The sequence below is a fragment of the Candidatus Allofournierella excrementavium genome (assembly GCF_048526665.1).
GTDB lineage: Bacteria > Bacillota > Clostridia > Oscillospirales > Ruminococcaceae > Allofournierella_A > Allofournierella_A excrementavium.
In genome coordinates, this window is the sequence record NZ_DBGFPE010000001.1 from 22284 (window position 1) to 48097 (window position 25814).

General features: G+C 63.8%; 27 protein-coding genes and 1 pseudogene. 4 read left to right on the forward strand and 24 right to left on the reverse strand.

The window, feature by feature from the left end:
- Positions 1–4 precede the first annotated feature (4 nt).
- Complete coding sequence (gene glf, locus ACMI1Q_RS00095; RefSeq protein WP_419502363.1) at positions 5–1105, forward strand: UDP-galactopyranose mutase; 1101 nt, start codon at positions 5–7, stop codon at positions 1103–1105.
- An 86-nt stretch (positions 1106–1191) separates the two neighbouring features.
- Here the strand turns inward: glf and ACMI1Q_RS00100 are convergent, their stop codons facing one another.
- The 6 genes from ACMI1Q_RS00100 to ACMI1Q_RS00125 all read right to left on the reverse strand — a co-directional run bounded on the left by ACMI1Q_RS00100 (position 1192) and on the right by ACMI1Q_RS00125 (position 7048).
- Complete coding sequence (locus ACMI1Q_RS00100) at positions 1192–3087, reverse strand: CvpA family protein (RefSeq protein WP_419502364.1); 1896 nt, start codon at positions 3085–3087, stop codon at positions 1192–1194.
- Between the two features lie 95 nt (positions 3088–3182).
- Positions 3183–4007: a hypothetical protein gene (locus tag ACMI1Q_RS00105; RefSeq protein ID WP_419502365.1), complete on the reverse strand. Its 825-nt coding sequence runs from the start codon at positions 4005–4007 to the stop codon at positions 3183–3185.
- Positions 4008–4011: 4 nt separating this feature from the next.
- Positions 4012–4536 (reverse strand): zf-HC2 domain-containing protein, encoded by a 525-nt coding sequence (locus ACMI1Q_RS00110; RefSeq protein WP_419502366.1) that lies wholly within the window; start codon positions 4534–4536, stop codon positions 4012–4014.
- Complete coding sequence (locus tag ACMI1Q_RS00115; RefSeq protein WP_419502367.1) at positions 4526–5029, reverse strand: RNA polymerase sigma factor; 504 nt, start codon at positions 5027–5029, stop codon at positions 4526–4528. Before ACMI1Q_RS00115 ends, ACMI1Q_RS00110 begins: the two co-directional genes overlap by 11 nt.
- Positions 5030–5244: 215 nt before the next feature.
- Positions 5245–5955: a 6-phosphogluconolactonase gene (locus ACMI1Q_RS00120; RefSeq protein ID WP_419502368.1), complete on the reverse strand. Its 711-nt coding sequence runs from the start codon at positions 5953–5955 to the stop codon at positions 5245–5247.
- Positions 5956–5962: 7 nt separating this feature from the next.
- A complete protein-coding gene (locus ACMI1Q_RS00125) occupies positions 5963–7048 on the reverse strand; it encodes a Gfo/Idh/MocA family protein (RefSeq protein WP_419502369.1) in 1086 nt (361 codons plus the stop codon).
- 253 nt (positions 7049–7301) lie between these two features.
- Between ACMI1Q_RS00125 and ACMI1Q_RS00130 the strand changes: the two genes are divergently transcribed.
- Positions 7302–8138 carry a glycosyltransferase family 8 protein gene (locus ACMI1Q_RS00130; RefSeq protein WP_419502370.1) on the forward strand — a complete coding sequence of 279 codons (837 nt, stop codon included), beginning with the start codon at positions 7302–7304 and terminating at the stop codon, positions 8136–8138.
- 75 nt (positions 8139–8213) lie between these two features.
- Here ACMI1Q_RS00130 and ACMI1Q_RS00135 read toward each other — a convergent pair whose 3' ends face one another.
- Positions 8214–11006, reverse strand: coding sequence for an InlB B-repeat-containing protein (locus tag ACMI1Q_RS00135; RefSeq protein WP_419502371.1), 2793 nt, complete (start codon positions 11004–11006; stop codon positions 8214–8216).
- 263 nt (positions 11007–11269) lie between these two features.
- Between ACMI1Q_RS00135 and ACMI1Q_RS00140 the strand changes: the two genes are divergently transcribed.
- Positions 11270–13105 (forward strand): DUF975 family protein, encoded by a 1836-nt coding sequence (locus ACMI1Q_RS00140; RefSeq protein WP_419502372.1) that lies wholly within the window; start codon positions 11270–11272, stop codon positions 13103–13105.
- A 45-nt stretch (positions 13106–13150) separates the two neighbouring features.
- On the opposite strand, the gene brnQ is transcribed toward ACMI1Q_RS00140, so the two are convergent.
- The 6 genes from brnQ to ACMI1Q_RS00170 form a co-directional block, all read right to left on the reverse strand.
- The gene (gene brnQ / locus ACMI1Q_RS00145; RefSeq protein ID WP_419502373.1) at positions 13151–14494 is read right to left on the reverse strand and encodes a branched-chain amino acid transport system II carrier protein; all 1344 of its coding nucleotides are present in this window, start codon (positions 14492–14494) and stop codon (positions 13151–13153) included.
- Between the two features lie 139 nt (positions 14495–14633).
- Positions 14634–14960 carry a hypothetical protein gene (locus ACMI1Q_RS00150; protein ID WP_177522199.1) on the reverse strand — a complete coding sequence of 109 codons (327 nt, stop codon included), beginning with the start codon at positions 14958–14960 and terminating at the stop codon, positions 14634–14636.
- Between the two features lie 33 nt (positions 14961–14993).
- Complete coding sequence (bilS, locus tag ACMI1Q_RS00155; RefSeq protein WP_419502374.1) at positions 14994–15500, reverse strand: flavodoxin family protein BilS; 507 nt, start codon at positions 15498–15500, stop codon at positions 14994–14996.
- Positions 15497–16600 carry a bilirubin reductase gene (gene bilR, locus ACMI1Q_RS00160; RefSeq protein ID WP_419502375.1) on the reverse strand — a complete coding sequence of 368 codons (1104 nt, stop codon included), beginning with the start codon at positions 16598–16600 and terminating at the stop codon, positions 15497–15499. The genes bilS and bilR overlap by 4 nt, the downstream gene beginning before the upstream one ends.
- Entirely contained in the window at positions 16593–17012 is a 420-nt protein-coding gene (bilQ, locus tag ACMI1Q_RS00165) for a bilirubin utilization transcriptional regulator BilQ (protein ID WP_419502376.1), read from the reverse strand. The genes bilR and bilQ overlap by 8 nt, the downstream gene beginning before the upstream one ends.
- 113 nt (positions 17013–17125) lie before the next feature.
- A complete protein-coding gene (locus ACMI1Q_RS00170; protein WP_419502377.1) occupies positions 17126–17944 on the reverse strand; it encodes a MerR family transcriptional regulator in 819 nt (272 codons plus the stop codon).
- 76 nt (positions 17945–18020) lie between these two features.
- On the opposite strand from ACMI1Q_RS00170, the gene ACMI1Q_RS00175 reads away from it, so the two are divergent.
- Positions 18021–19346: an MATE family efflux transporter gene (locus tag ACMI1Q_RS00175; RefSeq protein ID WP_419502378.1), complete on the forward strand. Its 1326-nt coding sequence runs from the start codon at positions 18021–18023 to the stop codon at positions 19344–19346.
- A 98-nt stretch (positions 19347–19444) separates the two neighbouring features.
- Here the strand turns inward: ACMI1Q_RS00175 and ACMI1Q_RS00180 are convergent, their stop codons facing one another.
- From ACMI1Q_RS00180 to ACMI1Q_RS00230, 11 genes and pseudogenes are all read right to left on the reverse strand, one after another.
- Positions 19445–20296 (reverse strand): hypothetical protein, encoded by an 852-nt coding sequence (locus tag ACMI1Q_RS00180; RefSeq protein ID WP_419502379.1) that lies wholly within the window; start codon positions 20294–20296, stop codon positions 19445–19447.
- Between the two features lie 19 nt (positions 20297–20315).
- Positions 20316–20912 (reverse strand): hypothetical protein, encoded by a 597-nt coding sequence (locus tag ACMI1Q_RS00185; protein WP_419502380.1) that lies wholly within the window; start codon positions 20910–20912, stop codon positions 20316–20318.
- Between the two features lie 188 nt (positions 20913–21100).
- Positions 21101–21502, reverse strand: coding sequence for a hypothetical protein (locus ACMI1Q_RS00190; protein ID WP_419502381.1), 402 nt, complete (start codon positions 21500–21502; stop codon positions 21101–21103).
- A 217-nt stretch (positions 21503–21719) separates the two neighbouring features.
- Positions 21720–21953, reverse strand: coding sequence for a hypothetical protein (locus tag ACMI1Q_RS00195; RefSeq protein ID WP_177521858.1), 234 nt, complete (start codon positions 21951–21953; stop codon positions 21720–21722).
- 14 nt (positions 21954–21967) lie between these two features.
- Positions 21968–22414 (reverse strand): flavodoxin family protein, encoded by a 447-nt coding sequence (locus tag ACMI1Q_RS00200; protein WP_419502382.1) that lies wholly within the window; start codon positions 22412–22414, stop codon positions 21968–21970.
- Positions 22411–23126 (reverse strand): annotated as a pseudogene (locus ACMI1Q_RS00205) (SDR family NAD(P)-dependent oxidoreductase). Before ACMI1Q_RS00205 ends, ACMI1Q_RS00200 begins: the two are co-directional and overlap by 4 nt.
- 13 nt (positions 23127–23139) lie before the next feature.
- Complete coding sequence (locus ACMI1Q_RS00210) at positions 23140–23454, reverse strand: TIGR04076 family protein (RefSeq protein WP_419502383.1); 315 nt, start codon at positions 23452–23454, stop codon at positions 23140–23142.
- Positions 23451–23861 carry a peptide deformylase gene (locus tag ACMI1Q_RS00215; RefSeq protein ID WP_419502384.1) on the reverse strand — a complete coding sequence of 137 codons (411 nt, stop codon included), beginning with the start codon at positions 23859–23861 and terminating at the stop codon, positions 23451–23453. Before ACMI1Q_RS00215 ends, ACMI1Q_RS00210 begins: the two co-directional genes overlap by 4 nt.
- A gap of 41 nt (positions 23862–23902) precedes the next feature.
- Complete coding sequence (locus ACMI1Q_RS00220; protein ID WP_394981382.1) at positions 23903–24508, reverse strand: DUF1349 domain-containing protein; 606 nt, start codon at positions 24506–24508, stop codon at positions 23903–23905.
- Between the two features lie 53 nt (positions 24509–24561).
- A complete protein-coding gene (locus ACMI1Q_RS00225) occupies positions 24562–25236 on the reverse strand; it encodes an alpha/beta hydrolase (RefSeq protein ID WP_419502385.1) in 675 nt (224 codons plus the stop codon).
- A 28-nt stretch (positions 25237–25264) separates the two neighbouring features.
- Positions 25265–25711: a YaiI/YqxD family protein gene (locus tag ACMI1Q_RS00230; RefSeq protein WP_419502386.1), complete on the reverse strand. Its 447-nt coding sequence runs from the start codon at positions 25709–25711 to the stop codon at positions 25265–25267.
- Positions 25712–25814 lie beyond the last annotated feature (103 nt).

Sequence of the window (25814 nt, forward strand, 5' to 3'; positions counted from 1 at the left end):
CAGGATGAACAAGCACTACGACTATCTCATCGTGGGCGCGGGCCTTTACGGCGCGGTGTTCGCCCAGAAGGCCATGGAGGCGGGCAAGACCTGCCTGGTCATTGAAAAGCGGGACCACATCGCCGGCAACATCTACACCGAGGCGGTGGAGGGCATCCAGGTGCACCGCTACGGCGCGCACATCTTCCACACCAACAACGACGAGGTGTGGAACTACGTGAACCGGTTCGCCACCTTCAACCGCTACACCAACAGCCCGGTGGCCAACTACAAGGGCGAAATTTACAACCTGCCCTTCAACATGAACACCTTCAACAAGATGTGGGGGGTCATCACCCCCGCCGAGGCCCAGGCCGAGATCGAGCGCCAGCGGGCCGCCCACTATGTGGCCGAGCCCAAAAACCTGGAGGAGCAGGCCATCAATCTGGTGGGCACCGACATCTACGAGAAGCTGGTCAAGCACTACACCGAAAAGCAGTGGGGCCGCCCCTGCACCGAACTGCCCGCCTTCATCATCAAGCGGCTGCCGGTGCGCTTTGTCTACGACAACAACTACTTCAACGCCCTCTACCAGGGCATCCCCGTGGGCGGCTACACCGCCATGGTGGAGAAGATGCTGGAAGGTGCGGAAGTAAAGCTGGGCGTTGATTATCTGGCGGACAAGGCCGCCTGGGACGCTGTGGCCGACAAGGTGGTCTACACCGGCCCCATCGACGCCTACTTCGGCTACAAGCTGGGGGCGCTGGCCTACCGCAGCGTGCGGTTCGAGACCGAGACCCTGGACATGGAGAACTACCAGGGCAACGCGGTGGTGAACTACACCGACGCGGACACCCCCTACACCCGCATCATCGAGCACAAGCACTTCGAGTTCGGCACCCAGCCCAAGACGGTCATCAGCCGGGAGTACAGCGCCGAATGGAAGGTGGGGGACGAACCCTACTACCCCGTGAACGACGAGGCCAACGGCGCGCTGTACCAGCAGTACAAGGCGCTGGCCGAGGGCGAGGAAAAGGTGCTCTTCGGCGGCCGGCTGGGCGAGTACAAGTATTACGACATGGACAAGGTCATCGAGGCCGCCCTGGCCGCCTGGAAGGCCCGGTAACGTTTTTGGCAAGAGAAAAGCCGCTTCGGGAATTTCCCGAAGCGGCTTTTTTGCTGTGTTTGCGCGGCGGCCCTGCGCCCGCGCCCTCAGGCGGCGGGGGCCTCGGCCGGCTGGGCGGTCTCTTCCTGCCTGGGGGCATCTTCCTGCCCGGGGGCCTCGCCGCCGGTTTCGCCCCCGCCGGCGGGCTGCGCCGGGCTGGTGCCGGCGGCGGTACGCTCCACCGACGTGCCGGAGAGGATGCTGCCCTCTTCGCCGGGGGCGTAGGTGATGGTGACCTCGTCGCCCACGTTCAGGATGACGGCGATGGGGCTGTCGGCGGCGCTGACGGTGTAGAACACGTCCTGGCCCTCAAGGCGCAGGAAGTAGTAGCTGTTGCCGTCCATCACGGCGGTGCGGATCTCCGCCAGCACGCCGGTGGCCTCGCTGTGCTCCGCATCGGGCACCTCGGCCTCGCCGCCCGCGATGAGGCCGTTCTCCGCCAGGGCACGGCGGTAGTTGGCTTCGCAGTCCGCCACCGTCTGGCCGGTCTCCACGATCTGATACTGCTGCACGTTCACCATGGCGTACATCTTCACAAGGCCGTCGTCGCCCTTCAAAGACATGAAGTAGGTGGGCTGGTCGGCGATGTTCAAAAGCAGGGGGAAGGTGGCCACATAGCGCATCTGCTGCACCTGGCTCTGGGCGGAGGCCTGGGCCGAAGCCTCGGTGGCGCCCGCCACCGGGTAGAAGAAGGTCTCCTTGGTGCGCTGGTTGCTCAAAAGGAAGCCGATGTTGGACTGGTCGCTGGTGACCGAGGTCACGCCGGTGTACATATACACGTCGTCGTTGATGGCGATGTAGTTATAGCCCTCGGTGGTCTGGGTCACGTCCCGCTGGCCGAAGATGGAGTTTAAAAAGCCGTTCTGATACAGGCCGTAGTAATCGTACTGCTGCATGATGAGGTCGGAGGCATACACCCGGTCCACCCAGCTGGGCACGTCCTCATAGGCGTAATAGGTGCTTTCGCCGGTGATGGCGTTCACCAGCACCGCGCCCTGGATGTCGGTGCCGCCGAACAGGCCGATGGTCTTGACCACCCGGCTGCACACCCAGTAGGGGGTGCCTTCATCGTCGATCTCAAACACCGGCTGGGCGAACATCATGGTGGGGAAGTGGAACCGCAGATGGCGGTAGAGGTTGCGGCCGAAGTGCTCGGCGGTGGTGTACTTCATGCCCTCGTCCAGGCGCACCACCTCCGCCTCCTGGGTCACCATGTCGATGATGAGGTAGGCGGGCAGGCCCTCGGAGCGGTTGGTGAACCACTTGATGATGTCGCCGTAGGCAAGGCTGGTCACCCGCACCGGGCGGCCCTGGTAGTTGATCTGGGTGTAGGTGGGCAGGATCTCAAACTGGCTCACCATGTCCGCCAGTTCGCCCAGCTTGCGGCTGCCCAGCCGCTGGGCGCTGTCGGCGTCCAGCATGGGGATCTGGTCGTAGCGGATCTCGTCCACCTCGCTGGCAAAGTCGCCGGTCTTGACCGTGAGCAGCTTGGAATAGCTGCCGGCGCGGAGCACCTCCCAGGAGAGCAGCGAGCCCACCAGCACCACCACCGCCAGACCCACCACCACAAAGAAGGGCAGGGTGCACTGCTTTTTCACAAAGGTGAAGTAGCCCTTTGCGTCGCCGCTCTCAAAGCCGGAGGTGAAGATGGCGCTGGCGCAGTAGACCGCGCAGAGCAAAAAGACGAAAACATAGAACTCCCTCGCCTGGAGGTTCAGCGCCGGCAGCTCCAGATAAAAATAAACAAGGCCGAAGGCCAGCGTCACCAGCAGGTTCACCAGCACCCGCGCCACCGGGCTTTTCACCAAAGCGCGCCGGGGCTTGCGGGGGGCGCGGCGGGGCTGGCCGCCGGGGGAGCCGCCGGGGCCGCCCATGCCGCCCATCTGAAAGCCGAACATGCTGCCGAAGGGATTGTCGGAGTTGAACTGAAACGGAGAAGCCAAATGATTCCCGCCTTTCTTCAAAAAATATGCTTATCATACAGCATACCCGAAAACCCCGCCCAAATCAAGGCAGAGGCCGGCGAAGAGAAGTAAACTTATTGTAAATTCCCTCCGGCCGCCTTTTCCTCGTCCAGGGCGGCGTAGTAGGCCTTGGCCTCGGCGTCCGCCGCCTCCACCCGCTCCACAAGGCCCTCCTCCCGGATGTCTTCACAGGCAAAGTACCGCAGCCGCACATCCCCCTCGGGCAGGCGCCCGTCCTCGGTGAGGGGGTGTTCCAGCACGAAGTCGATGCAATAAAAAGGCACGTTCGCTTCGTCCATCGCCCGGCGGGTATCCAAAAGAATTTGAGCCGCCTCTTCCACGCTCACCTCGTCCTGCCGCACATACAGGGTCAGCCGCCCGCAGGCTTTGCCCAGCTGGCGAATGTCGTAGTCGCCGTCCAGCTCCAGATCGCTGTAAAGGATGTAGGGCGGCCAGGGCTCGCCGTACTCATGTTCCATCCAAAGGTCGCCAAAGCCGATGAACACGTTGTAGCCAAAGTCCGGGTCGTCCAGCACCGTGTCCACCAGGGCGCGGTATTCGCCGTTCAGCCGCTCCCAGGTGTTCCAGCCGCTCTCCACCGAGTGGTAGCCGTCCCACAAAATGCGCCCGGCCATGGAAAGGCCCAGGGTGAAGTGGCTGTCGATGCTGGTGGGGGAGACGACGGCGGCGGTGTAGCCGCCGAATTTGAAGCTGTAATTCACCGACTCCACTTGATAATCCGCGCCGGGGTACTGGCCGGCAAGATACTCCCGGGCGGCGCGGGCAGCCAGAAATTTGGACACCGGGTTGCCCAGCAAGCCGTTCGAGAACCACAGCACCCCCGCCAGCAGAGCCAGGGCGGCGGCGAAGGCCGTCAGTTTGAGGATGCGTTTTTTCATGGCGTCAGCCCTCCTTTTTCAGCGCGAAGTGGAACAGCCCCGCGATGGCCACCCCCACCAGCGCCAGAACGCAGTAGATGGCGGCCCAGATGAGATAGCCCGGCAGGGGCGCGGCCTCCACGCCCCAGCCCCAGCACAGCGCCCAGCAGACGAGGCTCATGCCCGCCAGCAGGGGCGGCAGCACCGCCGCCGCCTTCCAGCGCCAGACGTAATAGGCCGCCGCGCCCATGGCGGGCATCAGCAGACTGTTGTAGAACATGTTCATGCTGCCGGAAAGCCCCATGCCGAACAGGGCCCCGGCCAGCAGCACCACCAGAGCAAAGCCCCGCAGGGTGCGGCGCACCCGCCGCAGAAGGGCGTCGCCGTCCGGGGCAGGGGGCGGCGGCACGGCCCCGGCGGCCAGGGCGCGGCAGTCCGGGCAGCGCTCCAGATGGGCGGCCACGGCGGCGCGGCTGGCCTCGCTGGCCACACCGTCCTCCACCAGGGGCAGAAGGTCCTTGCAGATTTCGCAGCCGATGTCACCGTTCATAGTATCCCTCCTGTTCCAGCGCGGCGCGGATGCGCTTTTTCACCCGAAAATCAATGACCCGGGCGGAGGACTCGCTCACGCCGCAGGCAAGGCCTATCTCGTAAAAGGAGTATCCCTCCAGACGCATGGACGCTATCTTCTGCGACCGGGGCGGCTCGGCGGCCAGCAGCGCCCGCACCCGGCCGAAGAGCTCAGCCGCGTCCGCCCGGGCCGCGGGCCCCGGCTCACCGCACTCCAGAAATTCGCTCAGCGCCTCGGTCTCCGGGCGGCGCTTTTTCTTTTTCAGCCAGGCGAACCACCGGCGGCGGGCGATGGTGAACAGCCAGGTCTTGCAGTCCGCCTCGCCCCGGAAGGCCCCGAAGGAGCGCACCGCCTCCAGAAAGGTCTCGCCCGTCAGGTCCTCCGCCAGGGCGGCGTCGCGGCACAGGCTGAAAAGATAGGTGTAAACATCCCGGTGAAAGGCGCTGAACAGTTCTTCCAGCGGTGTGCCCATGCCGCCCGCCCCCTTTCACCCCATTTGTGGCCCGAACAGGCCGTTTCGTTACACATCCCTTTGAAAATATTATAATTTGCCGCCCAAAGCCGCGCAACCAAAAGAAAAGCGGCGCCGCCCGAAGGCGGCGCCGCTCTGCCGGAGAACAGCCGGGAAGGGAGATGCCCGGCAGGGAAATGTCTTGTCTGCGCTGTTTCAAAGCGCGGGAAAAAGCCTCAGGCCCCGGCGGCGGCCGCGTCCAGCAGCAGCTCGACCTCGGGCAGAAGGTGGAGCGCGGTGGCCGGCAGGTCGGTGGTGGGGCCAAGTTCCAGCAGGCGGGCCACCACCGGCGCCTTGGCCGCGCCGAACACCGTCAGCTGTACCCGGCGCGCCCGCAGAAAGTCGGCCACGCCCAGGGTGATGCCCTGGCGCAGGGGCGGCATGTCCGCGGCAAAATACTTCGGGGCCACCGTCTTGGTGGTCTCGGACAGCTCCGCCACGTGGGCGGTGTGCTCGAAGGAGTCGCCCGGCTCGTTCAGCGCCAGATGCCCGTTCATGCCCATGCCCAGCAGCAGGTAGTCGATGCCGCCCCAGTCCTCGAGCTGCAGCTCCACGGCGGCGCACTCGGCGTCAAGGTCCCGGGCGAGGGCGTTGAACAGGCGGATGTTCTCACTCCGCACGTTCGCCTTGGAAAAGAAATTCCGCTCCAGAAAGGAGGCGCAGCTGCCCTCCACCTCGGGGCCGACGCCCACCCACTCGTCCAGGCCGACGAAGCGGGCGTGGGAGAAGTCCAGCCCATGGCGGAAGAATGCCTCGAACACCGGCAGGGAGGTGTGCCCCGCCGCAAGGCAGAGCACCGCGTCGGGTTTTTGGGCCAGCAGCGCGGCCACCGTGTCGGCGGCGTGATCGGCGGCCAGTTCCGCCGTGTCAAAAACCAGTTTCTTCATCTCGGCCTTATTCCCCCAGCAGCAGTTCGATGGGGTACTTCAGGCCCTTGGGCTCAAAAGGCAGGTTGACCTTCGCGCCGCTCTTGGCGGAGGCGTAGGCGGCATAGATGATCTCCAGCACGGCGCGGCCGTCCTCGCCGGTGACGCAGGGGGTCTCGTCCTCCCGCACGCAGCGGATGAAGTGGCTCAGCTCCTGGGGATAGCCCTGGTTGAAGGCCTCCTCAAAGATGGTGAAGGTCCAGCCCTGGGAGCTGCCCGCCTTCTCGCTGGCGTAGTCGTAGCCGTCGGTGCTGTAGGTCAGCGCGGAGTTGCCCCGGAACAGGTCGGCGTAGGAAACGCCCTTGGTGCCGTAGACCTCGATGCGGTCGTCCATGCCGCCGTGCTTGGCCCAGCTGTCCTCGGCGATGCAGGTCACGCCGTTCTCAAACTCCACCAGGGTGACGGTGTTGTCGTCGCAGTCGGTGGTCTCTTTGTGCAGCACGGTCTTCATGTCGGCGTAGACGCTCTTGACGGGGTTGTTCTTGTTCATCCAGCGGAACCAGGCCAGGGCATGGCAGCCCATGTCCATCATCACGCCGCCGCCGGCGGTCTCTTTCTGATAGAACCAGCGGCTGTGGGGGCCGCTGTGCTTTTCGGCCTGCTTGAGCATGTACACGTCGCCCACCGCGCCCGCTTCCACCAGGGCGCGCACCCGCTCGTATTTGGGGGCGAAGCACAGCTCCTCGGCGTACATCAGCTTCAGGCCACGGCTGCGGCAGGCCTCGATCATTTCGTCCGCCTGCTCCAGCGTCAGGGCCAGGGGCTTTTCGATGATGACGTGCTTGTTCGCGCCGGCGGCCTTCAGGCAGGCTTCGTGATGCAGGTAGTTGGGCAGGCAGATGTCCACCACGTCCACCTGCTCGGCGGCCAGCAGTTCGTCGATGTCGCCGTAGGCGGCGGGGATGCTGTGGGCGGCGGCGAAGGCTTCGGCGTGCGCCTTGTCACGGCCATAGACCGCCACGACCTCTGCGTCGTGGACGAAACGGGCGTAGCTCTCGGCGTGGATATTGGCGATGAAGCCGGTGCCCAGCAGGGCGACCTTTGTCTTGCTCATGGAAAAGACCCTCCTTGTTTTTATCTTGGCGGGAAAAGCAACATTCCCAAAACAAATTGCAGCATATATTGCAAAAATGAGCAAAAATAAACTTATATAAACAAAATTGTGCAAGTTGACGGCAAAATTCGGCGGACGGCCGCATGAACGGTGCGGGGCAGGCATAGAGTTTTGATTGGGTGGTGGAAACGGCGGCAAAAATGGAGTACTATAAGAAAAGGACGGCAAACCGCCCACAGGAGGACCAAGCAAAATGAACGAGATCAACATTCTTGTGACCCTCAATGAAAAATATCTGCCGCCGCTGCAGGTGCTTTTGACCTCGCTGCGCACCGCCCACCCGGACGAGGCGCTGACGGTGTGGCTGCTGCACAGCGGCATCAGGCCCGCCGCGCTGGAAACGGTGGAGCGCCAGTGCGGGCGGCTGGGCATGACCCTGCGCTGCCTGACGGTGGACCGCTCGGTGTTCGACGCGGCCCCCGTGACCCGGCAGTATCCCCAGGAGATGTATTACCGGCTGCTGGCGGGGTGCTTTTTGCCCGGGGAGCTGGACCGGGTGCTCTACATCGACCCGGACATTCTGGTGCTCAACTCCCTGCGGCCCTTGTGGGAAACGCCGCTGGAGGGCAGGCTGTTCGCTGCCGCCTCCCACACCGGCAAGACCGGCCTGATGAACAACATCAACCAGGTGCGCCTGGGCACCGACTGCAAATACTTCAATTCCGGCGTGCTGCTCATCGACCTGAACGCCGCCCGGGCGCAGGTGCGCCCCCAGGACATCTTCCGCTATGCCGAGGAGAAGGGCAAGGCGCTGCTGCTGCCGGACCAGGACATCCTCAACGCCCTCTACGGCGACAGGACCCTGGAACTGGACGACACCCTCTGGAACTACGACGCCCGCAACTACAACACCTATCTGCTGCGCAGCGGCGGCGTGTGCGACATGGACTGGGTGATGCGCAACACCGGCATCCTGCACTTCTGCGGCAAGTCCAAGCCCTGGCGGCCCGGCTATGTGCGGCGGTTCGGCATCCTCTACAAGCACTACATCCAGCTGACAAGGCGCACCGGGGCGTACCTGGGCGACTGAGCGGCGGCAAAAACAAAGAACAGGCCCCCTTCCGCAATGTGCGGCAGGGGGCCTGCTTTATTCAGCGTTCAGGATTCAGGACCGGCGGCGCGCGCGCACCACCAGCACCACGGCGGCGATCACCGCGGCCGCGCCCAGCACCAGCAGGGGCAGGGCAAAACCGGGCAGCGCGCCGCCCGTGGAGGCGGGCTCATCGGCGTCGGAAGCGGGGCTCTCCGGCGCGGCGCTGGCGGCCGGGGTGGCCGAAGGCGCGGGCGAGGCGGAGGGGGCCGGCGTGGCCGAAGGCGCGGGGGTGGCCGTGGGAGCCGGCGTGGCGGTGGGCTTCACCGGGGCGGGGGTAGCCGCCGGGGTGGCCGCCGGGGCCGGCGTGGCCGTGGGCGCGGGAGCCGGGTCAGAGCCGGGTGCCGCGGTGGGGGCAGGCTGTTCCTTCACGGTCAGCTGCACCTGCTGCTCCACGGCGGTGTAGCGGCGTGCGTCCGCCGGGGTAAACACCACGGCGAAGCTACCGCTGACCTGGGGCCGGGCGTCCGGCTCCTTCCAGGCGAAGGTGCCGGGCACGTTCGCCTTGCCGCCGGTGAGGGCGCTGGTTTTCAGCGCCTGCCCCTTGGTGAGGGGCGCGGCGGTGGGCCAGGCGGTCACGGCGGGAGCCTTGGGGATGGGGTCCACCTGCTCCAGCTGCGCCTTGCCGGCCACCAGCAGAGCGCCGGGCATCCCGGCGGCCTCGGCGGCCTCGATCTCACGGCGCAGGGCGGCGGCGGTGTCGTCCAGAAGCTGACGGTTCTGCTCGGTGTAGTCCCACTGGGTGAGGCGGGCATATTCCGCGTCCAGTTCGCTCAGGGCAGTCGCCTTCTCCCGGGCGAGATGGGCTTTTTCCGAGATGGAATCCACCGCGGCCGGGTCGCAGAAGAAGCGGGCGTCAGCGTCCAGCTCGCTCAGGCTCTGCTCCAGCGCGGCAAGCTCGTCCACGGTGCCGGAGGTGGCCTCGCTCATGGGCTTGTTGTACCAGTCCTCGGCCTGCCCCATCCAGCCCAGGGCACTCTCCATGGCCTGCAGCCGGCCCAGCTGGCTTTCCAGCAGGGCGCGGGCTTCGTTTGCGGCGGCCAGGGCGCTGGCAGAATCGGAAAGCTGGCTTTGGGCGGCCAGTTCGTTTGCGGCGGAGCCGCGCAGGGCTGCGCCCACATCCGCCTGACGGTCACCCCGGTCTGCCATGCTCACCGGGGCGTTCAGCTTGCCGAGGATGGGGGCGAACTGCGCGGTCCAGTGCTGGGCCAGTTCCTCGGCCCGGGCGGCGCGGGTGGGCACGGCGCTCATGGCCTGGGCCGCGTCGTTCAGGGCCTGCTGCATGAGGTCCAGCTGGTCCACAGTGGCCGCTTCGATGCTGTCGTGGGCGGTGGTGTAGGCGCTTTCGATGCGGGCCCAGTCCTCATCGTAGTAGTTGGCGGCGGAGTAGCTGCCTTTCAGGGCGTTCAGGCCCTCCTGAAAGCTTTCCTTGATGGCGGAAAGGGGCTTCCACACAGGGTAAAGGGTCACGCTGCCGCCGTCCTCGGCGGTGAGGTTCTGCACCGACTGGCCGGCGAAATACTCCGGCTGCTCCGCATCGGCGCTCTGTGCCCAGTCCAGGAACACCCCTTCCGCGTTGGTGAAGGTGCTGTCGGGCAGGGTCACGCTCTGGCCGTAGGTGGCGGGGATGTCGTCCATGGAGCCCTCGCCGCCGCCCGGGGCAAAGTGGATGGTGTAGGCGTTGGGCCGCCACTGGGCGTAGAGGTACACCGCGGTGCGGCTGCCGTTCTCGCCCGCCAGATTTTCCACGGTGGCGCCGTTTTCAAAGTCCCGGCCGCCCACGCCGTCGCTGTAGGTGGACCAGTGGTCAAAGGTGTGGCCGGTGCGGGTGAAGGCGTTGGGGGTCAGGGCAAAGGACGCGCCGTAGACGGCGGACTGGGGCTCCATGCTGCCCTGGCCGCCGTTGGCCCGGTAATACACGGTGTAGGGGTTGGGCACCCACCGGGCATAGACGGTCTGGCCGTTGGCGGGCAGCTGGTCCTCCGGATGCACCGGGCGGGTGAAGGAGGAGTCCAGATACCACTCCACGGTGTCGTAGCCGGTGCGGGGGTTCTGCTCGTAGAACACCTCCGCGTCCACCGTGAAGTCGGGGATGTTGGGCAGGACCAGAGTGTCCAGATGGTTGTTGGCCGCCACGAAGCCGCTGTCCTTCAGCGCCGGGTTGCCGCTCATGTTCAGGGTGGTGAGCTTGTTGTAGTCGATGTGCAGGAATTCCAGCTTTTTCAGCATGGAGCAGTCAAAGCTGGTGTGGCTGTTGTCGAAGGTCTCGATGAACACCAGCTCCAGGTTGCGGCTCACGTCCAGTTGGGTGAGGGAGTTGTGGCGGCAGTAGAGCTGCACCAGCTTCGGGTTGCAGGCAAGGTTCAGCTCGGTGAGCCTGTTGCGCTCGCAGTTCAGGTCCACCAGTTCCGGGCAGCCGGTCACGTCCAGGTGTTCCAGGGCGTTGGTGGCGCAGTACAGCGAGGTCAGCCGGGTGTTTTTGCTCACATCCAGGCTGGTGAGCCGGTTGTTGTTCACGTTCAGCCGTTCCAGCGCGGTGAAATGGCTGATGCCGGTCAGGTCACCGATGCCCAGGCCGGAGAGGTCCAGCACGGTGATCTGTGCCAGTTCCCCGCTGGTGAGCACGCCGTCGGCGCCCATGCCGTTCAGGTTGCCTTTGTCCAGCAGCCAGCCGCGAAAGATTTGGTCGGGGAAATTCGTTTCATTGATGTCCACGTCCTGCCCGAGGGCGAAGGCGCCCGCCGGCAGGGCCAGCGCCGCCAGCGCCAGGGCCAGCGTGACGCAGAGAGTCTTCAGCAAAGTTCGCATGAGGGTTCTCCTTTTTATGTTCTGACGCGGGACATCCGCGCCGGGCCGCATTTAAGAATGATTCCTGCCAAGAAGTTTATTGTACCATGCTTTCCGCCGCTGTCCATACCTCTTTTAAAAAAAGGAAGGGGCGTTTGCCGGGCGGCCGTTTTTCTGGCGGGCCCCGGCGGGGGGCGCTTGCCTTTTGGCGCGGCATTTCATATACTGTCTATACGACTCTGAAGGGGAGGAGAGCGGGCGTCTTTCGGCCCCGCGCTGCGGCAATGAAAGAGAGAAAGAAAATCAAAAGCCAGGCAAAGACCTGCCTGAAAAGGCACTGGTTCATCTTTGTGGCCGCCTGCCTGATCGCAGCCTTTCTGGGCTCGGAGTTTTCCGGCGCGCTGGGCTTTTCCTCGGCGCGGAGCCTGGGGGTGACCGGCCAGAGCAGCGTGCCCAAGACCCAGGTGACGGAAAACTCCTGGGAGGGCATCCTGGCCACCATCGCGCAGAACGACCTGCAGGCCGGGCGGGACGCGGCGGACCGGGCCCAGCAGGCGGCGGTGGAGGCCGCCCAGAAGGGGGACCCGGCCTTTGGGCGCACCCGGGGCGTGCTGTCGGAGGTGGTCAACCAGATCACCTCCGGCTCCATCGTGGTCACGTCGGTGGCGGCGGCCGCCTCCATCACCGGCTCGGAGAGCGGGGGCGTGGCGCTGCTGGTGGTGGTGTTCGCGCTGGGTCTGGCGGTGTTCTGGTTCTTCATCCAGAACGTGTTCCCGGTGGTGATGCGCCGGGTCTTTCTGGAGGGCATGCTCTACGACCGGGTGACCCCCCAGCGGTTTTTGTTCCTCATCCGGGTGCGCCGCTGGCGGCGGGCCGCCTGGACCATGTGCGTGAGATACGTGCTGTATCTGCTGTGGTGCCTCACGGTGGTGGGGGGCGTGGTGAAGCACTATTCCTACTTCCTGGTGCCCTACATCGTGGCGGAAAACCCGGACATGACCGCCCGGCAGGCCATCGGCCTCTCCCGCCGGATGATGCGGGGCCACAAGTGGGAGTGCTTTGTGTTCGAGCTGTCCTTCATCGGGTGGGACGTGCTGGGCATCCTCACCCTGGGGGTGAGCGACGTGCTGTTCACCAATCCCTATAAAATGGCCTGCTTCGCCCGCTACTACGCCCGGCTGCGGGCCCTGGCCATCCAGAACGGCCTGCAGGACGCGAAGCTTTTGGACGACGACTATCTCTATGAAAAAGCGCCCGCCGACGCCATCGCCAAAAAATACAGCGACGTCATCCGGGTGATGAACACCCCCGACGGCGAGCAGCACAGCCTTTCCGGCTGGCGGGGCGTGCTGGCGGACGACTTCGGCGTGCTGCTGTTCCCCCGGGAGCAGGACCGGGTGGCCGAGGCCCGGCGGGCGGACCGGGTGCGACTGTTCGCGCTGATGGACGACGTGGAGGGCACGGCCTATCCCGTGCGGCTCTACCCCCTGCCGGAAGAGGAGCGCCAGAAGCTGGTGGAGTCGCTGAACTACATGCGGCGCTATTCCGTCTGGTCGCTGCTGGCCATCTTTTTGAGCCTCTCGGTCTTCGGCTGGCTGTGGGAGGTGGGCCTGCATCTGGTGTCCACCGGCGAGCTGGTGAACCGGGGCGTGCTCCACGGGCCCTGGCTGCCCATCTACGGCACCGGCGCGGTGCTCATGCTCACGGTGCTCTACCGGCTGCGGGGCCGGCCGGGGCTGGAATTTCTGGCCACCATCCTGCTGTGCGGCACGCTGGAATACATGACGTCGCTGGTGCTGGAACTGGCCACCGGCGGCACCCTGTGGTGGGATTACAGCGGCTATTTCCTCAACCTGAACGGGCGCATCTGCGCCGAGGGCCTGCTGGTGTTCGGCGTGGGGGGGCCTTGCGGTGGTGTACATGGTGGCCCCGCTGCTGGACGCGGCCCTCGCCCGTGTGGACCGGAAACTTCTGGTAACGGTGTGCAGCGTGGTGGCGGCGGTCTTTTTCTGCGACGCGGTCTGGTCACAGTTCGAGCCCAACACCGGCCGGGGCGTCACCGACATCGAGGGCGGCCGCCCTGCCTCCGGCTATACGCAGCAGGCGGAAAGCTGACATAACAAAAAACTTCCCGGTGGGTCCCACCGGGAAGTTTTTTGTTTGTCTCAGGCTGCGCGCCGGGGCCGTTTTGCCAGCACAAGGCCCACCAGAAGGCCCGCCAGCGCGGGCACCACCCAGCCGAAGCCCTTGTCCGCCAGGGGCAGCCACTGGGCAAGGCCCGCCACCGGGGCCAGCAGCCGTGCCGCCGCCGAACCTTTGGGCAGCGCGCAGACCAGGTCCAGCACCGCCGCCGGGATGGTGAAGCCCACCGTCCAGGCCAGCACGGTGCGGTGGCTGCCGAACAGGCGGCCGAACAGCGTCAGCAGGATGAGCACGATGGACAAGGGATAGAGGAACATCAGCACCGGGGCGGTCCAGGCCAGAATGGCGTCCAACCCCAGGTTGGCAATGGCGAAGCTGAACAGGCAGAAGCCCACAGCCCACACCGGGTAGCGGGGCCCGCGGGGGAACATCTGCACAAAGGTCTCGCCGCAGCTGGTCACCAGCCCCACCGCGGTCTTGAGGCAGGCCACCGTGACCGTGGCCGCCAGAATGAGCGCGCCCGCGCTGCCGAAATAGTGCTGGGCGATCTGGGCCAGGGCCCCGCCGCCGTTGGCCGCGGGTTCGAAAAGCCCGCGGCTCTGGGCGGCCATCACCGCCACCAGAACGTAGATGAGACCCATCAGCAGCGCGCTGAACACCCCCGCGCCCACGGTGCTTTTGGCCACCTGGCCGGGCTCGGTGACCCCCAGCCGGCGGATGGCGTCCACCACGATGATGCCGAAGGCAAGCCCCGCCAGCGCGTCCATGGTGTTGTAGCCCTCCAGAAAACCGGCGGCAAAGGCGTCCGTCTCATAGGCGCCCATGGGGGCCGCGGCGCTCACCGCGCCCAGGGGCGAGACGAGCGCCCGCACCACCAGCACCGCCAGAAAGCACAGAAACAGCGGGTTGAGCACCTTGCCGATCCAGGTGAGCAGTTCGCCCGGCCGCAGCGAGAAAAACAGCACCGCGCCGAAAAACACAAAAGAGAAGAGCGCCAGCGCCAGACGCTGGTCCGCCCCCGGCAGCAGCTGCTGCACGCCCACCGTGTAGGAGACGGTGGCGCAGCGGGGGATGGCGAACAGCGGCCCGATGGTGAGATACAGCACACAGGTGAAGAACAGGCCGTAGCGGCGGCCCACCCGGCTGCTCAGCTCCAGCAGGCCGTCCGCCCGGCTGACGCCCAGGGCGGCCACCCCCAGCAGCGGCAGGCCCACGCCGGTGATGAGCAGGCCGGCGCTGGCCAGCCACACGCTGCTGCCCGCCAGCTGGCCCATGGAGGCGGGGAAGATCAGGTTCCCCGCGCCGAAAAACATACCGAACAGCATGCTGGCCACCGCCAGCAGCTGCCGCATCGTGAGCTTTTTCATGTTCCACCGCCTTGCGCTTTGCGCTGAATTTTGTCGGATACAAAATGAGTATACCGCATTCGTCTCCGCTTGGCAAATGCCCGGAAAAACAAAAAAGCGCCCCTCCCCGAAAAAGGGGAGAGGCGGCGGGAAGCGGCCCTTATTTCAGTTCCTTCCACTGACTCTTGATGAACAGGCCGGTGATGACGGGCACCAGCGCGGAGCCGATGAGGGACATCACGATGGCCAGCGCGGCGCCCAGTTCGCCCATGTTCTGGGTCACGCCCACCACGAAGGAGCCCACGGCGCACACGCACATCACAATATAGCCGGCCTTGCGCTGGCCGAACAGCAGCACGCACAGGCCGATGATGGAGACGACGGCGATGGCCACCGACAGCCAGCGGCCTTCGGAGAGATTCAGTCCGGTGGTGCACACGCAGAGCACCAGAGCGACCCACAGCCAGATCTTGGCAGATTTCTTCATGTTCGTATCCTCCTGAAAATTCAATGTTGATGTTTATTCCCGCCCGGCGGCCAGAACGGCTTTGGTCAGTCCGTCCAGGTCCGCCGTGTCGGGGTGGGAGAGGGCATGGTCGAAGTTCTCGATCATGGCCTCCAGATTGGGGGCGTGGTCCGGGGCGGCCAGCATCGCCTCGTAGCGCCGGCGCACCGCCTGGGGCATCTTGCCCTGGCACATGTAGCTGCCCACCAGGGTGCAACCCTGGCCCAGGTTCGCCTGCACACGCTTCAGCACCGCCTGGAAATAGGCGGGCTGGCTGCCGAACCCGGCGGTGCCGAACAGGAACACTTCCTTGTGCTCCACGGTGGCGAGAAAAGCCGCCAGCGCTTCGTCGCAGCTGCCCTTGTCGGTCCAGAAGCCGACGTACAGCCGGTCGGCCGCCAGCGCCGCCGCGTCGGGGCCGCCGAAGTAAAGGCAGTCCTCCGCGGGCAGAGCGCTTTGAATGGCACGGGCAAGCAGTTCGGTGTTGCCGGTGCGGCTGGAATAAACGATGGCATAACTCATTTTCTGTTGCCTCCTTCAAAAATGCAGTGAGCGCCCTTGTGCTCCATCAGGCCGCCCAGGCAGCCTTTGTTGCACCGCACGCAGCGGCGCACCTCGGCGGCACGGCCGCCGAGCACCTTGTTGGGCCAGTCGGGGTCGGCGATGAGCTGGCGGCTCATGGCGGCGCAGTCGATGCGGCCTTCGGCCAGCTGCCGCTCCACGAAGTCCGGGTCGGTCAGCCCGCCCACGCCGCACACCGGCAGACGGGTGTACTGCCGCACCATGTCGCACAGGAACAAAAAGCAGCCTTCCTCCCCAAAGTCCGGGTGGTTCGCCGGAGGGATGGTGTCCGTCAGGGCGCTGTGGTTCGCCAGCGTCACATGGAAGCTGGTCACGCCCGCGGCTTCCAGCATCGGCACGGCCACCGCCAGCTCGTCGGGCAGAAGGCCCGCCCGGCCGTAGTTTTCCAGCCGCACCACCAGCTTGAAGTCGATGGGCAGGTCCGGCTGGCTGGCCCGCACCGCCTCCACTGCCTCCCGGGCAAAGCGCAGGCGGTTTTCCAGGCTGCCACCGTAAGCGTCGGTGCGCCGGTTGAACAGGGAGGAGGCGAAGCTGCCGCACATCCTGTCGCCGTGCACCTGCACCAGGTCGAAGCCCGCCCGGCGGGCCTGGGCGGCCGCGTCGCCGAAGGCGGCGGTGATGCGCTTCACCTTTTCGGCGGGCAGGCCGGTGATGTAGGGACCGGCCGCGTCGTTCAGCTTTTGCCGCAGCCCGTCCGGGCTGATGCGCCGGGCCAGCAGGGCGGGCAGGTATTTCACCATCGCCCCCAGGTCCGAATCCGACTGATGCAGCTGCGCCCCCGCGAGGCACCCCTCGCTGTGCAGCGCGCCGGTGAGCCGCCGGTAGTGCTCAAACCCTTTCTTCGAAAACAGGCTGCCGAAGCCCTTTTTGCCCACCGGCACGTCGCCCACCCAGGCCAGGGCGCAGCCCCCGGCGGCGATGCGCCGCAGCAGTTCCTCCTGCTGCGGTTCCGCAAGGCCCAGGGTGGTGGGGGCGAACACGATGCGGTTTTTCAGCCGCAGGCCACCCAGCTCCAGCGGCTGCCCGATGGCCTCATACATGGCGCGGGACCTCCCGGCCCGGGGTCAGCTTGCGCAGCAGGGCGAACAGGGTCTGCCGCTCCTCTTCGGTGAGGACGGCCAGCCGCTTTTCGTCCCAGTCGAAGAACACCTGATGGCTGATGGCAAAGGCCTCCCGGCCCTTTTCGGTCAGGTCCAGCTGGTAGCGGCGGCCTGCCTTCTCCTTGGTGAGGAAACCGTTCTCCACCAGCTTGGTGATGCACCGCTGGGAGTGGCCCCAGTCCAGATGCAGCTCCTCGGTCAGGTCCGAAGGCGTGGTGCCCGGGTGCTTGCCCACATAGATAAGAAAGAACAGCAGGCCGAAGTGCAGGCCCAGTTTTTCCAGCTTCTCGCTGGTGTAGGCGGTGAAATCCCGGTAGAACACCGAGGAATGATAAGCCAGTGTGTCAAACATTGTTCCCACTCCTTTCGTCACTTGACATGGTCAAGTATACATTGTTATTTGACTTTGTCAAGTGAAATCCACAAAAAAATTTTGCCCCGCCGCAAAGGGCAGGGCAAAAGGGGTCAGCGGATGTAGAACATGATTTTGGTGATATACTCGTTCTCGTCGTAGGACGAAAGGTAGTCGTTGATGCAGAACTCATAGGAGTCGGAGATGATCTCCAGCCCGTTTTCGTCGCAGAAGCGCAGCAGCTCCTGATAGGAGCGGCCCATGGAGGCGTAGTCGCCGAAGTGGTACAAACTGACGCACCGCCCGGCGGGCAGCTGGCGGATGTTGCTGGCCAGCGGGGTGTTCTCGGTGAGCAGGAACGCCAGCGACGCCTGGATGAAATCGCCCCGGCGCACCCGCTCCAGCGGTACCGACACGCCGCACTGGAAGAAGATGGGCAGCTGCTTTTCAAAGGAGGCGGCAAAGCACTTTTTGGTGGCGATGCTTATCTCCCGGGGGCTGAAAGGGGGCTGCACCGGCTCGTAGAGGATATACTGGCCCTTCGTCTGCCCCACATGCACCGCCGCGCGCTGCCGGCGGAAGGAGTTTGCGCGCTCCATCTGGTCGCAGCGGTGGGCCAGCCGGCTGCGGATGAGATTCAGCTCGGCGATCTGCTGGTCGATGCGGGTCAGCTGGCTGCGCAGAAGCACCAGACTGCTGTCAATGGTGTAGTGCTTCATGTGCTCCTGAATTTCTTTCAGCGAGAAGCCTATCTTCTTCATGATGAGGATGGTGTCCAGAAAATCCAGCTGGGCGGCGCTGTAATAGCGGTAGCCGTTGTCCGGGTCCACCCAGGCCGGGCGGAACAGGCCGATCTTGTCGTAAAAGATCAGGGTCTGCTTGGAGATGTTCTGGTACTTCGCAAGTTCGCCGACCGAAAAAAGATTTTCCATACAGCCTCCTTGACATTATAGTTACTATATCCTTTATTATAGCCCCAGGGGACCCCGGCATCATGGAGGTTATATCGTGATCCAAGCGTTTTCAAGGCCGATGAGCTACGGGCAGTATCTGAAAAGCCTGCTGCCCAGCGTTCTGACCATGATCTTTCTGTTGTTCTACACCACCATCGACGGCTTTTTCGTCTCCCGCTATGCGGGTTCGGACGCGCTGGCGGGCATCAACATCGTCATCCCCATCACCTGCGTCACCTTCGGCGTTGCGGTGATGCTGGCCACCGGGGCGGGCGCCATCATCGGCGAGCACCTGGGCCGCGGCGAGATGGAGCAGGCAAACCGCATTTTCAGCTTCATGTGCCTGGTGCTGCTGGCCTTTTCGGTGGCGTTCACCACCCTGGGCGTGGCCTTTCTGCGCCCCATCGCGGTGCTGCTGGGCAGCAGCGAGCGGCTGATGCCCCACGTGCTGCCCTATGCGCTGGTGGTGTTTCTGGGCACGGTGCCCATGGCGTTCAAGCTGTTCTTTGAGTATCTGGTGCGCAGCGACGGCAACTCCAAGGTGGGGCTTGCCATGTCGGTGGCGGGTCTGGTGCTGAACGTGGGGCTGGACTATCTCTTTGTGGGCGTGTTCGGCCTGGGCACGCTGGGCGCGGCCTGGGGCACCACCCTCTCCATCACGGCCAGCGCCCTCATCGGGCTCGTCTACTTTCTGCGGTTCGGCAACATCCGCTTCGCCCGCCCCAAGGCGGACGCAAAGGTGCTGCTCAAATCCTGCACCAACGGCAGCAGCGAGATGTTCACCGAGTTCTCCACCGGCATCACCACCCTGCTGTTCAACCTGATGGTGATGAAATACTTCGGCGAGGACGGGGTGGCCGCCGTGACCATCATCATGTACATCTACTACTTCTTCATCTCCTTCTACATGGGTATCGCGGTGGCGGTGGCTCCGGTGGTGAGCTACAACGTGGGCGCGCAAAACCCGGACAAAATTCGGGAGATGCTGCGTTACAGCTTCCGCACCATCGCCGTCACGGCGGCGCTCATCCTGGCCGCGTCGCTGCTGGGAGGCCAAGCCATCATCCACCTCTTCGTGCAGAGCGGCAACGTGTTCGACATCACCTGGCAGGCCCTCCGGCTGTTCAGCCCGGTGTTCGTGTTCATCGGCTTCAACGTGTTCCTCTCGGGCTACTTCACCGCCCTGGGCAACGGGCTGACCAGCGCGGTCATCTCGCTGCTGCGCAGCCTGGTGCTGGTGGTGGTGTTCATCGCGGTGCTGCCGCTGCTGCTGGAGGAAAACGGCATCTGGCTGACCATGCCCTTCTCCGAAGCGGCGACCGTTCTCGTGGCGGTGCAGCTCTACCGCATGCAGGGCAGGCCGCCGGCAGCCGCGGCGTAAAGCGCGCCCCAAGAAAAACAAGAAAGCCCGCAGAGCCCTGCGAACAAGGGCCCTGCGGGCTTTTGTGATGCCGGAAAGGGTGGGGCGTGCGTCCGCGTTCAGCCCTCTTCCGCCGGCTGGGAGAACCAGCGGCGAACAAAGGCGTCCGCCGGGTCTTCCTGCCCCGGGAGAAGGTAAAAATACAGCCGTTCCTCATCCTCCGGGGTGCGCAGATAAAGGCCGCTGCCCTTGCCGCGGGGCAGGGGCTTGACCCGAAGAGAACAGGAAGAGGAGTTCGGCAGATAGAGAACGGAGGTGCCGTAAAAGTCGGTGAGGATGCACACCGGTCCGGCGTCCGTCATGGCGCAGAAGCATTCGGGGTCCGGCCGGCGCTGGAGGAGGTAAAGCAGACTGCGGTTTTTGCCCCGCAGGAAGATATGGTCCAGGACCTGGCCGCCGAAGCGATAGGCCAGGAGAGAGGTGTAGTACATGGCATAGCTCTCCTGCAAAAGCTGTGCAAAAGCGGGGGAGTCGGGATGCCGCAGGGGCGGTCGGCGGTCGGCGGGCTGGCCCAGCAGGAGGCTGAGGACAGGGTAGAGCTGGTCCTCTTTTGTCTTGTTGTAGGAAAAGCCGGTCCGGCCGCCGTCTTTGAGCCGGACGGTGACCGTGCATTTTATCAGCTGGACGGAATAACCGACCTGCGCCACATCGCCGGGCCGGATGCGCCCCACATCCAGTCTGCCGCCGGCCATGCGCTGGAGGCAGACCTCGCCGCCGAACCAGGCGGTGACATATTCCGGCGCGCCGGAGTACTGATGGATGCGGGGGATGAGGGTGATGTTCCCCGGCGGCATGCCCGCGGCGTTCCAGTCCGCCAGCGCGGCCCGGAAGGGGGCGGGCACCTCGCTCCAATCGTACATCCGCTTGGGCCAGGAAGCGAGGGTCGGCCGGCGGTCTTCGCGAATATTCATGGGGACTCCTTCCATGTGTTTAACGGGGCATAAACTGGGCTTTTATGGCTTCCACAACCTTTGGAATGGCCGCAGACACGCGCTTTGTGAGAGGTACATGCGGGCGGGGCGGCTCCACTTCAAATCGTCCCCCATGTGCAAGTACATGCTCTATGATGAGCGACTGCAATTTCTTTGAGTGCCGCCAGCTGCTGTATGAAATCGTTCCATAGTGTTCGCCTGCGGCTGTGTAAAAATCATAGCCTCGGAAAAATCGGCGATTCTGCTTGATCAGCGCGATTTTTTCCCATTCATACCGTTCGGGCGGTTTGGCCAAGGAAGGGATTTCTCCAAAAATCGGCTCAATGCAAACAGCTGTTTGATCGATCGTAAGTTTTTGGTTCAAGAGGAATATCAAGAAGTATATCGACAACATCGCGAAAAGCACAGCAATTACATATCCGTGCCCCCTCTTTGCGCCAACGTAATAATCACCGCCTCTTGCCATCATGAACTCAGCGAAAAAGCCATAGCCAATCAGTATAGATGCCACCGGAAGTAAGCCAAAAAACCGTCTAAAAAACTTCGGGTAAAAAACAAGCCTCTCGTTGTTTGCAAACGATTTGTCGAAACTCATTTTTCTTTTCCTTCCCCGTTCAAATCATATGACCGCAAATAGCGCCATAACGCATAGCGATCATATAGGAATATCGGTGCGCCGAACGTAGATAGTATGAAATATACCACGAAAATGCAGTGATCGAATTGCGACATTTCTGCAAGTGAGGGGACAGAGTTTTCTTTCAACAGGAAACCGCACTGTATTCACGCGATATAGAGGTTGCAAATGCTCCAGACGACCCATAAAATACTCCAGAATCTTGCATGCCTGTCCGCGCTTGGAATCAGTACTTCGACCAATTTCCACCATATGCCAACCTCAAGCGCTGCTCTAAAAAGAATCAGGAGCGCTCGAAAAAGCGGAGCGGGGAAGGGGACCACCGCCAACAGAATATCCACGGCTAAGGCGGCGCCACCCATTATACCGACCACCACTTTGTCGCGCTTTCTGGAAATGAAGAAAATCACAACGATCACAAGCAACAGTGTTCCATCGATTTTTCTCCTGGCCATGCTCCAGAAGCCAAGACAGAGGAAGAGCTGATACACAAAGCGTCCTCGCCGCGCTATATACGCATTTGTTTCCGCCGGGCTGTTCTGCAGCATTATCTCACCTCGCAATCGTTCAACACAAGCCGTTTGTTCAGCTATAGTGACAGGCAGCATTGCAGGGCATGGCCGCGGATGGATAGAAACGAACAAGGTGCATTTGATGCACGCATAGTTCCAGGGGCCTTTTTTGGCCTTGCCGCGTTGGACCGGAACACGACCGGGGCATTGACCCCGCCGGCAAAATCCTTGTGGCTTTGACCTTGGGAAAAACTCAGTCCGCCGGCAGATACACCCCGAACACGCCGTTTGAAAACTCCCCGCCGGCAAAGCGGCGGACGACGCCGTCGATTTCCACCTCATAAACATGGAACACCTTCTCCGCGCCGTGGCGGGGGTCGGTGACGATGGCGGTCTCCCTGCAGTCCCGCCAGGGGTATTTGAAAAGGTTCACACCAAAGGCTTTGCACTCCCCGGTGGGGCCGGCGGTCTCAAATCTCCAGTCCATCTTTTCCCCCTGCGTCACGTCGTCTCAAGTCCCCGGTAAAACGCCCGCGCCTTCTCCAGGTCCTTCTCGTTGGGGCGGCCCTTGGCGAGGCCGCCCACCAGTTTGAAGGGGCCGAAGGTGTCGTAGCCCTTGCAGCTGAATTCGCCCAGCACCGGGCAGCTTTTTTCTGCGGCGATCCGGGCCAGCGCCTTCGCGCCGGTGCCCTTTGCGCCGCCGTAGGTGTAGACGAAGAACACCGGCTTGCCCGCGGGCAGATACTGCCGGGCGAAGGAGGCCACCGCCTTGTGCATCTCAAAGCCGTAGATGCCGGAGGCAAAGCCGATGCGGTCGTATTCTTCCAGCCGCACCGCCTGCCGGGTGCGCACGTCGATGAGGTCGGCGCCGCCCGCCTGGGCCATAGCCTCCACCACCTTGCGGGTGTTGCCATGGTGGCAGGAAAGATAGCAAATCGCCGTTTTCATTCTTCGTTCCCTCCTTGCAGCGTCCAGCCGAAGTCGTTGTGGTAGATCATCTGGCGGGTCATGCCGCCGTCGATGCAGATGTTTTCGCCGGTGATGAAGCCCGCCTTGTCCGAGCAGAGGAACAGCACCATGCTGGCGATGTCCAGCGGGGTGCCACCCGCCCGGCGGGCTGCTGAGCAGCGTCCGGGCCGGCCCATACCGCGTCGCCGGTCTCGATCCAGCCCGGGGAGATGCTGTTCACCCGCACTCTGCCCGCAAGGCTCACCGCCAGGGCGTGGGTCAGCGCCGAGATGCCGCCTTTGGCCGCGGTGTAGCTCTCGGTCTGGGGCTGGCTCATCCGGTCCCGGGAGGAGGAGATGTTCACCACCGCCGCCCCCGGCGCAAAATGGGGCGCGAACAGCTTGGTCAGGTAGAAGGGGGCGGTCACCCCCACCCGCAGAGCATAGTTGAATTCCTCATAGATGCACTCGCCGATGCCCTTCATCAGGGGCAGGGCGTTGTTGATGAGATAGTCCACATGGCCGTGGTCCGCGATGACCTTGCGGGCAAACTCCTCCAGCACCGCCCGGTCGGCCAGATCGCCCACAAAATAATCATTCGGCAGAAGGTCGATGACGCACACCTCGGCCCCGGCTTTGCGGAATTCCCGGGCAATGGCTTTGCCGATGCCCTTCGCGCCGCCGGTCACGACGGCGACTTTGTTTTCAAACATGGCGTTTCCTCCTTTAGTCCGCGTCCTCGTCCAGCGCCTCTACAAGAAAACTCACCGGACGGAATCCGTCGTTGCAGGAGAGCATGGCGGAGCGGGGGTTTTTCATCCAGCCGTCATAGAAATCCTCCGCGCCGTGGCTCAGGGCCAGCACAAAGGGGGAGAGGGTGTCCCAGGCGCTGGGGCAAAAGCCTTTCGGCTTCTGCCAGCCGTTGGCGATGAACACCTGGCCCTCCTGCATCTCGCAGGCGTGCTCGATGGGGTTTTCGTAGCGCGCCATCAGGTCCTCGTACCGGGTGATGCGCATGACGGTGGTCCTGCATTTTTTCATATGATGATCCCCTCGCAGTGGTCGATCTCATGCTGGATGATCTGGGCGGACCAGCCGGTCCAGGTCTTGAACCGCTGGCGGAACTGCTCGTCCTGGTATCTCACCTTGATGGTCTTCCAGCGCTTTGTCTTGCGGGTGCCGGTCAGGGACAGGCAGCCCTCTTCGGCCTCATAGGGGCCGCTTTTCTTTACGATCTCCGGGTTGAACAGCACCCGGTAGACCCCCTCGTCGTCAAAGGCGATGATGCGCTTTGCCACACCGATCATGTTGGCGGCCATGCCCACACAGCCGTCGGCATGGGCCTCCAGCGTCTCCAGCAGATCGGCGGCCACCGGCAGGTCGCCGGGGGTGGCGGGCTCGGCTTTTCGCGCCAGAAACAGCACGTCTTTGCATATCTCTCGAATCATTTCGGTCCTCCTTATGGCTTTGAATGGCGGCCGCGATGGGTTCAGTCCGGCTGCTGGCCGTCATGGGCCTGCCACTGGCACTGGGTCATCTGCATCTGCGAGAACACAGCGGTAAAGGACGAGTCCTCCGGCGAGCAGGCGTAAAGGCCGAAGCGGATGGCGCCGCCGCCTTTGCGCAGATGGCAGACGCGCATCTGGCTGAAATCGACCCCGTCCCGGGAGCATTCCAGCCGGTAGTCGTCCCCGCGGCGGCTGAGGCGGTACCACATGGTGCGGATGCTGCCGTCGATGGCGGTGGTGGCCCAGTCGGAATAGCCCTCGTTGGTCACGACGCTGCCCAGATGCTGAAAGGCCCCGTTCTCGTATTCCACCGAGGCCTTGAGCCAGTTTTCGCTGTCCAGATAGAGAACGACCCCGCACTGGTCAAAGCGGTGGCAGGCGGCGGAAAAGTCGGTCTTCACCACAAAACTGAAATAGGGTTCCGACGTTTCCATCTGCAGCAGGGGAGCGTTGTCGTTGCGGAAATGGTAATAGGTGCGCTGCCACAGGTCGGTGTGGGGCTGCGTGGTCATTTCGATCTTGTCCGCCGCGATGCGGTACTGCTTCGGCGGCCGGGTCCAGACCAGCTTGTTGACGTCAAAGTTCATAGCAAGGATCCCTCTCGTTTTTTTCTATTGTATCATACTCGCGCGGAGCGGCGCTATTCCTTCGCCAGCCATTGAATGCCCGCCGCCGTCCTCTGGGCCGGGTGCTCATGGTGCCCGCCGGGGTTCGGCTGAAACGTTGTGCAAACGCCCTTGCCGCGGTAAAACCCGCAGAGCGCCTCGGTGTTCTCCTGCACCGTTTGCAGCACGGGGTTGCGCGTTTTGCTTTCTTTGTCGCCCACGGAGAAGTAAAGGCGGTCCGGCCGGCGCAGGGGCTCGCGGGAGAAAACGAATTCCCGGAACCCGGGGAACCAGAGCGAGCCGGACACACTGGCCGCGCGGGAAAATGCGTCCGTCTCATACAGGGCGTACAGCGCGAACAGCCCCGCCAGGGAATAGCCCGCGATCCCGCGCCAGCGGGGAGCGCCGGCCAGCGTTGCCTCCGCTGTGGGCAGGATGGTCCCGACCAGGAGCCGCAGGTATTCGTCCGCGCCGCCGGTGAAGGGCGCGGCGTTTTTGAACACGGCAGGGCAGCTCCAGGGGGCCATGTCCCGGTCCCAATCCAGGCCGCTGACGGACACCAGCGAGAGCGGCGGGCAGCCGCCGGCGGCCAGCGCCTCAAAGACTTTTTGGCCTTCGTCCCCGAAGGTGTTCAGAAAGACCACCGGCGCGTCCGGCACGCCGGCGGGGAAAACGGTCACGGTCCTGCCGCATGCGGTGAATGTGTGCATCGTGCATCCCTCCCTTTTTCGGGAAACATCACAGCGCGGCGGTGCCGCGCAATATCTCATCCAAGGCTTTTGCAAAGGCTGCGTCCTGCTCCTTCGTGCGCCTGGCCGGCCCCTTCGGGTGCTTGCCGGCCCGGAGGAGCTTTTTGTTCTGCCAGCGGCGCTCCAGCAGCGCGTCGATGTTGCCCGCGGTGTATTCCAGGCCGTTCTGGTTCAGCACCCGGGCCCGGCGGGCCAGGCACATGCTGGCAAGGCCGTAGTCCTGGGTGACCACGATGTCCCCGGCTTTCACCCGGTTGACCAGGGCGAAATCCACGCTGTCCGCGCCTTTGTCGAACACCAGCGTTTCAGCGCCGGCCCGCTCGATGCGGTGGGCCGTGTCGCAGAGAATGAGCACCGGCACCCCATGGCCTTTGCAGACGCGGATGGTCAGGTCCACCACCGGGCAGCCGTCCGCGTCGATCAATACAGTGGGCATGGCGCTCCTCCTTTCTTGCTCTCTTGACTGGTTCTATTGTAATATGAAATCCGAAGCGCAACAAGCGGCGGCCGCGAAAAGACGCGGAAAAAAGCAGGGCACG

Bases quoted from the DNA above. Each gene is read 5' to 3' on its own strand.
- ACMI1Q_RS00110 (WP_419502366.1), bottom strand. From the start codon at position 4,536: ATGAACGGTGACATCGGCTGCGAAATCTGCAAGGACCTTCTGCCCCTG.
- ACMI1Q_RS00190 (WP_419502381.1), bottom strand. From the start codon at position 21,502: ATGCTGCAGAACAGCCCGGCGGAAACAAATGCGTATATAGCGCGGCGA.
- ACMI1Q_RS00215 (WP_419502384.1), bottom strand. From the start codon at position 23,861: ATGATTCGAGAGATATGCAAAGACGTGCTGTTTCTGGCGCGAAAAGCC.
- ACMI1Q_RS00210 (WP_419502383.1), bottom strand. From the start codon at position 23,454: ATGAAAAAATGCAGGACCACCGTCATGCGCATCACCCGGTACGAGGAC.
- bilR (WP_419502375.1), bottom strand. From the start codon at position 16,600: ATGTATGAGGCCATCGGGCAGCCGCTGGAGCTGGGTGGCCTGCGGCTG.
- ACMI1Q_RS00185 (WP_419502380.1), bottom strand. From the start codon at position 20,912: ATGAGTTTCGACAAATCGTTTGCAAACAACGAGAGGCTTGTTTTTTAC.
- ACMI1Q_RS00220 (WP_394981382.1), bottom strand. From the start codon at position 24,508: ATGAACTTTGACGTCAACAAGCTGGTCTGGACCCGGCCGCCGAAGCAG.
- ACMI1Q_RS00170 (WP_419502377.1), bottom strand. From the start codon at position 17,944: ATGGAAAATCTTTTTTCGGTCGGCGAACTTGCGAAGTACCAGAACATC.
- ACMI1Q_RS00125 (WP_419502369.1), bottom strand. From the start codon at position 7,048: ATGAGCAAGACAAAGGTCGCCCTGCTGGGCACCGGCTTCATCGCCAAT.
- ACMI1Q_RS00105 (WP_419502365.1), bottom strand. From the start codon at position 4,007: ATGAAAAAACGCATCCTCAAACTGACGGCCTTCGCCGCCGCCCTGGCT.
- bilQ (WP_419502376.1), bottom strand. From the start codon at position 17,012: ATGTTTGACACACTGGCTTATCATTCCTCGGTGTTCTACCGGGATTTC.
- glf (WP_419502363.1), top strand. From the start codon at position 5: ATGAACAAGCACTACGACTATCTCATCGTGGGCGCGGGCCTTTACGGC.
- ACMI1Q_RS00200 (WP_419502382.1), bottom strand. From the start codon at position 22,414: ATGAAAACGGCGATTTGCTATCTTTCCTGCCACCATGGCAACACCCGC.
- ACMI1Q_RS00225 (WP_419502385.1), bottom strand. From the start codon at position 25,236: ATGCACACATTCACCGCATGCGGCAGGACCGTGACCGTTTTCCCCGCC.
- ACMI1Q_RS00195 (WP_177521858.1), bottom strand. From the start codon at position 21,953: ATGGACTGGAGATTTGAGACCGCCGGCCCCACCGGGGAGTGCAAAGCC.
- brnQ (WP_419502373.1), bottom strand. From the start codon at position 14,494: ATGAAAAAGCTCACGATGCGGCAGCTGCTGGCGGTGGCCAGCATGCTG.
- ACMI1Q_RS00135 (WP_419502371.1), bottom strand. From the start codon at position 11,006: ATGCGAACTTTGCTGAAGACTCTCTGCGTCACGCTGGCCCTGGCGCTG.
- ACMI1Q_RS00140 (WP_419502372.1), top strand. From the start codon at position 11,270: ATGAAAGAGAGAAAGAAAATCAAAAGCCAGGCAAAGACCTGCCTGAAA.
- ACMI1Q_RS00150 (WP_177522199.1), bottom strand. From the start codon at position 14,960: ATGAAGAAATCTGCCAAGATCTGGCTGTGGGTCGCTCTGGTGCTCTGC.
- bilS (WP_419502374.1), bottom strand. From the start codon at position 15,500: ATGAGTTATGCCATCGTTTATTCCAGCCGCACCGGCAACACCGAACTG.
- ACMI1Q_RS00180 (WP_419502379.1), bottom strand. From the start codon at position 20,296: ATGAATATTCGCGAAGACCGCCGGCCGACCCTCGCTTCCTGGCCCAAG.
- ACMI1Q_RS00230 (WP_419502386.1), bottom strand. From the start codon at position 25,711: ATGCCCACTGTATTGATCGACGCGGACGGCTGCCCGGTGGTGGACCTG.
- ACMI1Q_RS00130 (WP_419502370.1), top strand. From the start codon at position 7,302: ATGAACGAGATCAACATTCTTGTGACCCTCAATGAAAAATATCTGCCG.
- ACMI1Q_RS00120 (WP_419502368.1), bottom strand. From the start codon at position 5,955: ATGAAGAAACTGGTTTTTGACACGGCGGAACTGGCCGCCGATCACGCC.
- ACMI1Q_RS00115 (WP_419502367.1), bottom strand. From the start codon at position 5,029: ATGGGCACACCGCTGGAAGAACTGTTCAGCGCCTTTCACCGGGATGTT.